Origin of the sequence: Virgibacillus sp. AGTR (assembly GCF_016919725.2) — a bacterium.
In the GTDB taxonomy this organism is placed as follows: Bacteria; Bacillota; Bacilli; order Bacillales; family Amphibacillaceae; genus Virgibacillus; species Virgibacillus salarius.
In genome coordinates this window covers 1-4,064 of the sequence record NZ_JAJERH010000133.1, presented here as the reverse complement: position 1 = coordinate 4,064, position 4,064 = coordinate 1, and the positions used below count along the sequence as shown (strand labels likewise).

Here is a 4,064-nt window from a genome sequence, read left to right as displayed (position 1 = left end):
CACAACCAACAAAACTCTTTTCAGAATCAAAGTACCGTTTATTAAGGGTTAATACCTTTTGGGAAGGTCTTAGCGTACATATTACAAGCATTCTTTTATAAATTTACTTACTTAGCGTACAAAATTTCCGAAATGTTGGCGAGATCCTTCTGTAAACTGTTTTGTCACAGAATTAGGCATATAGGAATAACATGGTGGTAAATTATCGCTTAGTGGGGGATTTATCATGTATAACAACATATATCAGCAATTTGGTTATGCTCCTTGGGATAATTATCAAATAAATTATGGGTATCCTATAACATGTCCTAAGCCAGAAGACTGTGATTTTTACAATTTTTATGAAAAACTAAATCTAGGTTTTAAACCAGCAGACACGATAAGTGAATATATGCACTTAATTCAACAAAGACCAAAAAATCTTATAATATCGCCAGGAGAATTAGTACATTTTATGAGAGAGAATAAGTTTAACCTCGATAGATCAACCATTGAATCTTTCGAAAAAAGTATAAGGTCAGATAAGTACACAATTTATGGATTTAAATATAGCATCTTGACTGAAAAACTTACTTTTAATCAGTTCTCTGAACTAATGGCTCGATTGGGTTGCAGCATAAAACTATTTGATGAAAGAAAGGACCAAATTTGTTGTATTGATCCTACAAGTAGATGGTGTTGGCCGTGTAAAGGGCAGTATTGCCACGTACAATGTCCAATTTAATATAAGAAGCTAGACAACCAATCATTACATTATAAAGAGTACATCATTATATATTATAAATACACCTATTAATAAAATTTTACGCATCCAATTTATTTTATAAATATATATATAAGAGAGTGCATCTGCCACGTTATCCCTATTACTAATAACAATATTCCTTAGCACTGAAGCTATCAAGGATTGCTAGGGAACGTACATATACGGATATATGTCTACCTACGGATTTTTGGTATAGTAAGCAGTTAAAACGAAGGAAATTGCTTTTTTTATGTTTTTACTGTGTTGTTAGAAGCTTCTCAGACAAAACGAGTTGACCAAGCACCCACGGATTCCATTTTCATTACGTCTGAGAGGGGTTTTATAATGAATGGTATCACCTGAAGGTGATCAAAACATAATAAAAGACGATCTACCAACGATAAGGGACCGCCTAGTAAATTAATAGGAACCCTGCGTCGGGTTCCCTTGGTTGATCATATAACACCCCGGATTAGTCGCCCAGGTTTTCGTTGTACTATATACTTGCTTTTATCGATCATTGTCACTGAATACGTCCTATTTTTCCATTTAGCTGATCGTACCATATATAATAGGAAGAAACTCGTATCATAAGAATTTATCCACCGTCTTATCGGACACATTCAAATAATGCTCCGAAAGTGTTTGGGTAGAAGTATGACCCGTTTGTTTTGTAATCGTGACGAGATCCGCACCTTTTTCATGCATGGACGAAACCTGTGTCTTTCTCAGATTATAAGCCGTAAGGCCAATCGTTCGAGTTAAAAACTTTCGATAGGCTTCCGTTGAAACTTTGGTGCTCTCATACTTTCCGTTTTTGTAGACTCGACCAACCAGGTAATCGTCCTCTTTTAAATTATATTTCGCTTTGTAATCTTTGACGGCTTTTACGGTAAGCTGGTTCAATCGTTTATCGAACCACGCTTTCTGTTTCTTCATATAGATAGAGACGGAATTATCATCAAAATCGAAATCATGTATTTTAATGGCCACCATTTCGCTTGGCCGACTTGCTGTGACCAAATTAACCAGACATATCGCTTTTTCCCGAATAGGTAACGTTTCGATTAACGTCATCAAATCATCTTTATCAACCCGTTGTTTACCTTTCACCCGGATTAAGGATTTGTTTTCCTCATCGTCATACAAACTACGAATAAAGGATACTTCTTTTAATACGTCACGTTCTTTTTCAAAATCCATATTATTGGTCACAGTTAAATGTCGTTTCACAGCAGACAATCTCTTCTCCCACGTATTTTTTTTCACCCGTTGATCTACGATGGAAATATACAAATAATCGAGCATCGATTCCAAACCTTCAGGTTGACCAGTAGACGAACAATATTCTTGGTACTGCTTAATATCACTTTTATAACCATTACTGATTTTCTTAGAGCGCTCCTGAACGAAATTTTCTCGTTCCGTATATCGTTTTCGATTTTTAAACTGATTCACAGGTAAAATTTCAGCCATTAATCATACACCTACTTATCTACTATAATATCTTCAAAATGACCATGCGCGAGCAGAGTGTCATCGGAAACGAAGATTTACCATTGTTAAATAAAACAAAAAGTCATGTAATAATTTCGTTTCCTCGGAATCATCCAATCCATACCTGAAACCCTCATCGATCATCTCTGCGATACTCTTCAGCATATCGTTCAAAAGCCATATCTTAATTTCTTCTTTATTGGATTGATTATCAAAAACCACTTTATTTATTTCAGCAAAATCATCTATTGTCAGTACATTACCCAAATGGGTGTCTCTTTCTATTTTTGAAGTTCGAATTAACTTTATAACCTTGAGTAATCCATCGTATTCTATCATACAAGCATTTCGTCTGGAATCTGCAATACGTTGTAATTGTTCAAGCAATCTGTTCAGTCCATCATCGGTGAGAAGTCCAAGTTGTTTCTCAATCCCACAATAAGTTGATGAATCTATATTTAGTATATTAACTGCAATACCTCCCTCTATACGATATTATAGTTTGAATAGTGCCAATAATTATAATATTCTATATTATAATTATTTTTTGTTTGCTCTGACCTATACTTTTAGTATAACACCATAAGTTGCGATAAGATAGCATTATCACAACTTATTTTCCTACAGAATTAATTGGAAATAAAATCCATTATTATTCGAGTTCATCAGGATTTAGAAATAGTATTACATGTTATGTTTACATAATAATGAATCATTTCTATTAACATTTTATATTACTTAATATTATTCCATAATACTTAATATGTGGATGGAATTCGTATACGTAGAACTTTTTTTAATTTTTTTAATAATGATATTTATCAGAGAAATAAGAGTATTGATATAGCAGACTCTTATTTCTCTATATTCGTTTCTGCTAAAACTTATTAAACAAATCTCCAAAAACTAGATGGTTCACTAAATTCAACAGTGTGTAATTTTTCAATTAGTTTTAGTTTTATTTCTTGCTTGCTCTAAATCTTCTCTTTCCTGAAACGAAGTATTTGCCAAACGACATAGCTTCAGCCTCCTATATAATAAATGAGCACATGAGTGCAAATGTTCATTCCTCTTCTCAAAAGAAAAAAGAAATTTATCATATCATTACCTATTCTAAAATTACCGCAGAACATTACAAGGAGCAATTCTCTTATAAAGGCAGCACTTATTGGATGAATAAGAGTTTAACCACCTGGAAAAGTGCTTTCAATTGGTGAAGTACCGCTAAACGAAAACCAAACAAATGTAAGCGTCCATTTTGTTTCCCAGGGGAACCGGAAGTATCTAAACGAGGAGAATTCATGAAAACAAAGCTCCCGTTGATAATGGGAGCTTTGTTGAAACCATGTCTAATTATATTACCCGTTTCTTTATATTTTCTATATAAGGCATGATATAGCTCGAGTACTCCTCAGTTAGATTTGGAGGCAAATTATCCAGATCAAAGAACACTAAATCATAGGATTCATCACTTGTTTGTAACTCTCCTGCTCTAATATCCCTTGTAGAGAAGACAACAGTTACTGAATAAAATTCGTCGCCGTTACTTATTTTAAAATAATAGTTTTCCCCTGAAAAAACTCCCAATAAATGGAGATCCCCTATGGTAAGACCTGTTTCCTCCAAAACCTCCCGGCGAGCTGTACCTTCTATACTTTCTCCTAAATCCATCAATCCACCAGGTAACCCCCAGCTATTATCCTCCCTCTTTTGCAATAAAATTTCATTATTATCATTCACCACCAAAACTACAGATCCTACTAAAATTAAAGGTCTGTGGCCGATAAATTTCCGTAGTTCTTTATAATATTCCATAACTCCT

Annotated in this window: 4 protein-coding genes; 1 reads left to right on the top strand and 3 read right to left on the bottom strand. The window is 34.0% G+C overall.

Annotation, left to right across the window (positions count from 1 at the left end):
* Positions 1-226 precede the first annotated feature (226 nt).
* On the top strand, positions 227-724 hold the full coding sequence (locus tag JUJ52_RS22645) for a hypothetical protein (RefSeq protein WP_228089215.1): 498 nt from the start codon (positions 227-229) through the stop codon (positions 722-724).
* 609 nt (positions 725-1,333) lie between these two features.
* Here the strand turns inward: JUJ52_RS22645 and JUJ52_RS22640 are convergent.
* From JUJ52_RS22640 to JUJ52_RS22630, 3 genes are all read right to left on the bottom strand, one after another.
* Positions 1,334-2,221 (bottom strand): tyrosine-type recombinase/integrase, encoded by an 888-nt coding sequence (locus JUJ52_RS22640; protein ID WP_228089214.1) that lies wholly within the window; start codon positions 2,219-2,221, stop codon positions 1,334-1,336.
* Between the two features lie 60 nt (positions 2,222-2,281).
* Positions 2,282-2,629: a hypothetical protein gene (locus tag JUJ52_RS22635; protein ID WP_228089213.1), complete on the bottom strand. Its 348-nt coding sequence runs from the start codon at positions 2,627-2,629 to the stop codon at positions 2,282-2,284.
* A 966-nt stretch (positions 2,630-3,595) separates the two neighbouring features.
* Positions 3,596-4,064: NUDIX hydrolase (locus JUJ52_RS22630; protein ID WP_308036079.1), on the bottom strand; the 469-nt coding region annotated here is incomplete at its 5' end.